8 protein-coding genes and 1 riboswitch are annotated in these 5,565 nt (G+C 73.4%); of the genes, 4 read left to right on the top strand and 4 right to left on the bottom strand.

Features of this window, described 5'->3' with window-relative positions; translation table 11 throughout:
• A partial coding sequence (locus J0670_RS28440; protein WP_207814556.1) for a sensor domain-containing protein occupies positions 1-710 on the bottom strand: 710 nt, incomplete at its 3' end.
• Positions 711-857: 147 nt separating this feature from the next.
• Complete coding sequence (locus J0670_RS28435) at positions 858-1,430, bottom strand: GNAT family N-acetyltransferase (RefSeq protein WP_207814555.1); 573 nt, start codon at positions 1,428-1,430, stop codon at positions 858-860.
• 42 nt (positions 1,431-1,472) lie between these two features.
• Between J0670_RS28435 and J0670_RS28430 the strand changes: the two genes are divergently transcribed.
• Positions 1,473-2,345 carry a hypothetical protein gene (locus tag J0670_RS28430; RefSeq protein ID WP_207814554.1) on the top strand — a complete coding sequence of 291 codons (873 nt, stop codon included), beginning with the start codon at positions 1,473-1,475 and terminating at the stop codon, positions 2,343-2,345.
• Between the two features lie 69 nt (positions 2,346-2,414).
• Here the strand turns inward: J0670_RS28430 and J0670_RS39580 are convergent, their stop codons facing one another.
• Both J0670_RS39580 and J0670_RS39575 read right to left on the bottom strand, forming a co-directional pair.
• Positions 2,415-2,792 carry a M23 family metallopeptidase gene (locus J0670_RS39580; protein ID WP_307806735.1) on the bottom strand — a complete coding sequence of 126 codons (378 nt, stop codon included), beginning with the start codon at positions 2,790-2,792 and terminating at the stop codon, positions 2,415-2,417.
• A complete protein-coding gene (locus tag J0670_RS39575; protein WP_243437646.1) occupies positions 2,789-3,133 on the bottom strand; it encodes a hypothetical protein in 345 nt (114 codons plus the stop codon). Before J0670_RS39575 ends, J0670_RS39580 begins: the two co-directional genes overlap by 4 nt.
• Positions 3,134-3,146: 13 nt before the next feature.
• Positions 3,147-3,305: riboswitch (cyclic di-AMP (ydaO/yuaA leader) on the bottom strand.
• Positions 3,306-3,515: 210 nt separating this feature from the next.
• Here J0670_RS39575 and J0670_RS28420 point away from each other — a divergent pair.
• From J0670_RS28420 to J0670_RS28410, 3 genes are all read left to right on the top strand, one after another.
• Complete coding sequence (locus J0670_RS28420; RefSeq protein WP_207814552.1) at positions 3,516-3,800, top strand: YiaA/YiaB family inner membrane protein; 285 nt, start codon at positions 3,516-3,518, stop codon at positions 3,798-3,800.
• A gap of 99 nt (positions 3,801-3,899) precedes the next feature.
• Entirely contained in the window at positions 3,900-4,724 is an 825-nt protein-coding gene (locus tag J0670_RS28415) for an alpha/beta fold hydrolase (protein WP_207814551.1), read from the top strand.
• Between the two features lie 47 nt (positions 4,725-4,771).
• On the top strand, positions 4,772-5,350 hold the full coding sequence (locus J0670_RS28410; RefSeq protein WP_207814550.1) for a TetR/AcrR family transcriptional regulator: 579 nt from the start codon (positions 4,772-4,774) through the stop codon (positions 5,348-5,350).
• Positions 5,351-5,565 lie beyond the last annotated feature (215 nt).

The following is a 5,565-nucleotide window of genomic DNA, read 5'->3' as shown; positions in this document are numbered from 1 at the left end:
TTGACGTTGGTCAGGCCGCGGACCAGCTGCGCGGTGAGGCAGACCAGCAGCAGCCCCACCACCGAGAACGCGGCGATCTGCCAGGTGCCCTCGACGTAGTAGACGTGCCGGACGTGGTCGCTGTCGGTGAAGTCGTACAGCTGGGCCCCGCGCCAGGAGGTGTACCTCGTGAAGACCCAGTGGTAGGCCGGGTAGAGCGCCATCACCCAGCCGAGCAGCAGGAACGACAGCGTCATCGCGAAGCTGAACACCGCCCACGGGAACATCACCACCTGGTACAGCACGGCCTTCCAGCCCGCCGCGTCCGCCAGCCGCGCGGTGATCGCGCCCCAGTTGCCCGGGCGGGACTGCCGCACCGGCGCCGGGCCGGGCACGTCCAGCGCCAGCAGGCCGCGCACCCGGGCCCGCTCCGCCCGGCCGAAGCCGCGGGCGACGCTGGTCAGGCCGGCCAGCACCGGCAGACCGAGGACGGTGACGAAGGTGCCGAGGCCGAAGCAGAACATGGTGATCGCGACGGCGAAGCCGGCGATCGCCATCGGCAGGCCGGTGAGCACGTAGCCGACCTCGCGGTAGTAGTGCGCGGAGAACGGCGCCCGCCAGAAGGCCGGCGGCCGCTCGGTCCGGCGGGCCCGGGTGGGGTGCGGGCCGTCGTCGCCGTGACCGCCGTGGACGTCCCACTCCTGGTCCCACGTGCTTCGGCTGCTGCTCATCTCCGGCCCCGGCCCCTCGTTCTCACGGTCGTTCGTCCTCGCTGACGTCCCACAGTCTGGTCCAACCGCAGGTCGGAGGGCATCCGGGGGACCGGCGGATCGGGGGTGGGGTTAACCCCCGGTCGGGCTCGTCGGAGCGGTGGGCCGTCAGGCCGTCGGGCCTGGCCACTCGTCGGCGAGCAGCGAGTACCGGTAGGAGTCGGACCAGAGGCCGTCCTTGTACTGGTCGTGCCGGACCCTCCCCTCCTGCCGGAAGCCGAGCCTGGTGAGCACCCTGGCGGAGGCCTCGTTGTCCACGTCGACCCGGGCGGCCAGCCGGTGCAGGCCGAGCGGACCGAAGGCGAGGTCGCAGAGCAGTCCGGCGATCTCGCCCGCGTAGCCCCGGCCCCACACCTCGCGGGCCAGCACGTAGCCGAGGCGGGCGGAGCGGTACGGGCCCAGGGTGAGGGCGGCGTGCGCGACCGGCACCGCGTCCGCCGGGTCCTCGGCCTCCGTACGGCGGCAGACGGCGAGCCGGTAGGTGTCCCGCGGCTCGGCCATCGCCTCCTCCAGGTAGAGCTCGATCTGGTCGGCGCAGGTCTCGCGGTCGCGCGGCCCGAAGGGCAGGTAGCGGGTCACCTCGGGGTCGCCGAACAGCGCGTGCAGCGCGTCCACGTCCTCCGGGGTGTGGTGGTACTCGCGGATGGCCAGCCGGGGGCCGGTGAGTCGTACGGGGACCATGGCTGCCGACCCTACCGGCGTCCGGCGGCTACCGTTCGAGGCATGAACGACGAAGACCTGCGGCTCGCCCCGCGCACCAGGGCCGCCGACCTGCTCGACTGGGCGGCCGAGCAGGGCCGCGCGCCGGTGGCCGAGGCGCCGCTGCGCACGGTGCTGGCGCTGCTGGAGCTGGGCGAGGGCAGGATGCACGACGGCTGGCCCGAACTGACCTCCAACGCGGTGGAGCACCTGCTGTACGAGCGGCTCCACCTCTACGTCCAACCCGAGCCCGAGGCCGACCCGCTCGCGTACGGCGACGCCGTGCGGCTGCTGGTCGACCACCAGCGGGCGGCGAAGCGGCTCAACGCCAAGCGCCAGGAGCGGCTGCACGCCGAGGCCGAGTGGCAGGGCGAGGTCGCGGCCGGGCTGCTGCGCCGCGCCGACCTGGTCACCTGGCCCCGGCTGTACGCGCTGCTGCTGCACGCGCACGGGGTGGACGTGACGGACGAGGAGGCGGTCCGGGCGTGGCTGACCGACTTCGCCGGGCTCGACGAGGCGGAGCGGCTGGCCGGGTACGAGGCGCTGGTGCCGGCCGGCTGGCTGGACGAACCGGACGAGCAGGGCTGGGGTCCGGGCCGGGTGCTGTCGGTCGGCATGGCCACCGACGGCGCGCGGCGGCTGCTGGAGCAGGGCCTGATGCGGCGCAGCTACCGCAACCTGGCCGAGCTGACCGCGATGGGGCGGCCGATGCCGGACGAACTGGCCGGGGACTTCGGGGAGTTCGAGGAGGCGGCGGCCGAGGCGGCGCTCGACCTGATCGGCGGGTGGACGGTGCCGGGGCTGCCGCGGCTGCTGGTGACGGAGTTCCCGGAGCTCGCGCCGGAGCCGGGGCCGGAGGAGATCGACGCGTACCTGGCGCAGCTGCCGCCGGAGTGACGGCACCCGCGTACGGGAAAGGCCCCCGGAATCCGCTCGACGGCGGTTTCCGGGGGCCTTTCCCGTGTGTCAGGGGTTGAGGCCGTGCTGCCGGAGCCAGGTCTCCGGGTCCACCGGGGCGCCGCCGCCGGGGCGGACCTCCAGGTGCAGGTGCGGGCCGGTGACGTTGCCGGTCGCGCCGACCTTGCCGATCTGCTGGCCGGAGACGACCTGACCGGCGCCCTTGATGATCGAGGAGAGGTGGCAGTACCAGATCTCGGTGCCGTCGGGCAGGGTCTCGACGATCCGGTAGCCGTACGAACCGGACCAGCCGGCCGAGGTGATGGTGCCCTGGCCGAGCGCGAACACCGGGGTGCCGGTGTCGGCGGCGAAGTCCAGGCCGGTGTGCAGGTGGGCCCAGTAGCGGGCGCTCTGGCCGTAGTGGGCGGAGAGGTTGTAGTCCTTCACCGGCAGGGTGAGGGCGGCGGCCTTGGCGCGCTCGGCCTCCTCGGCGGCGCGCTTGGCCTCGGCCTCCTTGGCGGCGGCCTTCGCCTCGGCCTCCAGGCCGCGAAGGAGGCCGGGGTGGCGGAGGCGAAGCCGGTGGCGCCCAGGGTGGCGGCGACGGCGGTGACGCCGAGCAGCGGGGAGGCTCCGCGGGTCTGACGCGGCAGCCGGTGGCGGCTGGTCTCGGTCTCCGGGCCGAAGGGGCCGGCGCCGTCGGAACCGGCGCCTTCCGGACCGGGGTGGTCGAGGAGCTGGGTACCGGCTGCGGGGCCGGCCGGGTGTGCCGGAGTGTGCGTCGACGCCACGGGAGGCGCGCTCCTTTCCTTCCTTCGCGCCTACCGGGTTAGCTGACGGGTTCGGAGCAGGAAGGTCTCCTACGGCCGGGCCGGAGCCCCGCCGATTCACCCCAAGGAACGTGGTTCCCCGGCTCCCTGGCCCGCCCGGAGGCCGGCCGACGGGATTAGGCGACGGCGCACGGTGCCGTCTGGGTACGGCGTTGACAACCGCGCTGCGTTATCAAACGTTAATCCTAGGAGGCTCTGATTCCAAGCCATCCGTCCGGGACGACTGTGGAACGGGTGATCGGACGTCAACGAACGACCCATCAATCGCAGGGACCGACCACCCGGTTCCGATTGAGTACCCGTACTCATGTGCGCCCCGGCCGGAGCGCCGCATCCTGACGCCATGAGCACACCGATGCAGACACGCACCACGGCCGCGTACTTCGTCCAGGCCGTTCTCTCCTTCGCGATCTCCGGCACGGCCCTCGCCGCCGGGATCGCCTACCTGCCCGTCGGCGGATGGACCCGGGCCTTCCTCGGGGTCGGGCTCCTCTACACCGTCACCTCCGCGTTCACGCTGGCCAAGGTGGTCCGGGACCGGCAGGAGTCGAGCGACACCGTCGCCCGGGTCGACCAGGCCCGACTGGAGAAGCTGCTCAGCGAGCACGACCCGTTCCAGGGGGCCTGAGGGGCACCCCTCCACCGGGTCGGGTCGAGCGCTTGACGGCTAAGGCTATTAGCCGTAGCTTTATGGCTATCGGCAGCAGCACCCAATGGGAGGACCACCGTGAACGGCACCATCGCCCCGAGCACCCAGTACCTCGACGTCCCCGGCGGGCGGCTCGCCTACGACGACACCCGACAGGGCGACGGCACCCCCGTCGTCCTGCTCCCCGGGATGCTCGACACCCGCCGCTCGTACCGGCACCTCCACCCGCTGCTCACCGCCGCCGGCCACCGGGTCATCACCATGGACCTGCGCGGCTTCGGCGAGACCTCGATCGTCTGGGACGACTACAGCCCCGCCGCCATCGCCGGCGACGTCCTCGCCCTGCTCGACCACCTCGGCATCGAGCGGGCCGTCCTGGTCGGGCAGTCCTACACCGGCGCGACGGTGGTCAAGCTCGCCGGGGACGCGCCCCAGCGGGTCGCCGGGATCGCGCTGATCGACGCCTTCGTCGAGCACCGGGCGAACGCCCTGATGCGCGGCGTCATGGCCGTGATGGGCACCGCGATGGTCCACTGGCCCGCCACCTGGGGCTTCTACCTCCGCAAGATGGCCTTCCCCGGCCCCCGGCCCGCCGACCTCGACACGTACGTGGACGGCCTGGTCGCCGCCCTGCGCACCCCGGGCCGCAAGACCGCCACCCGGGGCCACGTCACCGGGGACTCCGCGCCGATCGGCTGGTGCGCCGCCGTCCGCTGCCCCTCGCTCGTCCTGATGGGTGCCAAGGACCCCGACTTCCCGAACCCGGAGGCCGTCGCCGACCGGCAGACCGCGGCGCTGGGCGGGCGGAAGGTCATGATCGAGGGGTCCGGGCACTACCCGATGGCCGACAACCCGCAGGCCACCGCCGACGCCCTGCTGCCCTTCCTCGCCGAACTCGCCTGAGCACCCGGCCGCCCTGACCGCCCTGACCGCACGGAGGACCCGACACCATGCCCCGCGTAGGACTGACCCCCGACCAGGTCGTCGACCACGCCCTCGCCCTCATCGACGAGCAGGGCGCCGAGGCCCTCACCCTGGCCTCCGTCGCCGCCCGGGCCGGGGTCGCCACCCCCTCGCTGTACAAGCACGTCAGCGGCGGGCTCGCCGAACTGCGCCGGCTGATCGCCGTCCGGGTCACCGAGGACCTGGCCGACCGGCTCGCCGAAGCCGCGGTCGGACGCAGCGGGGACGACGCCGTCACCGCCGTCCTGCGCGCCTACCACGCGTACGCCACCGAGCACCCGCACCGCTACTCCGCCCTCCCCCAGGCCCTCCAGCCCGACGACGAGCTCGCCCGCGCGGCCACTCGCCTCGTCGGCGTCATCATCGCCGTCCTCCGCGAGTACGGCCTCGAAGGCCCCGAGGTCATCCACGCCGCCCGCACCGTCCGCTCCCTCGCCCACGGCTTCGCCTCCCTCTCCATCGCCGGCGCCTTCCAACTCGCCGAAGACCTCACCACCACCCACGACCGCCTCATCACCACCCTCACCACCAGCCTCCACACCTGGCCAACGCCGGCCGACTCCTGACCCACGCGCAGGGACCGCGAGAGGGGGGGCAGCACGAGAAGTCGGCCCCGCCGACTTCCTGTGCAGTAGCTGCGCGGGCGGGGGACAGCGGCAGGGCGAGTCGGCCCGAACAGATCGGGCGAGGTGATGCGTGAAAAGTCGGCCCCGCCGACTTCTCGCGCAGCGGCAGGGGCAAACCGGCCCGGGCCATGCGACCAGGCAGGCCGCGACGCGCG

This window comes from Streptomyces sp. FH025 (assembly GCF_017427025.1).
GTDB lineage: Bacteria > Actinomycetota > Actinomycetes > Streptomycetales > Streptomycetaceae > Kitasatospora.
This window is presented reverse-complemented; position numbering and strand designations above follow the sequence as displayed.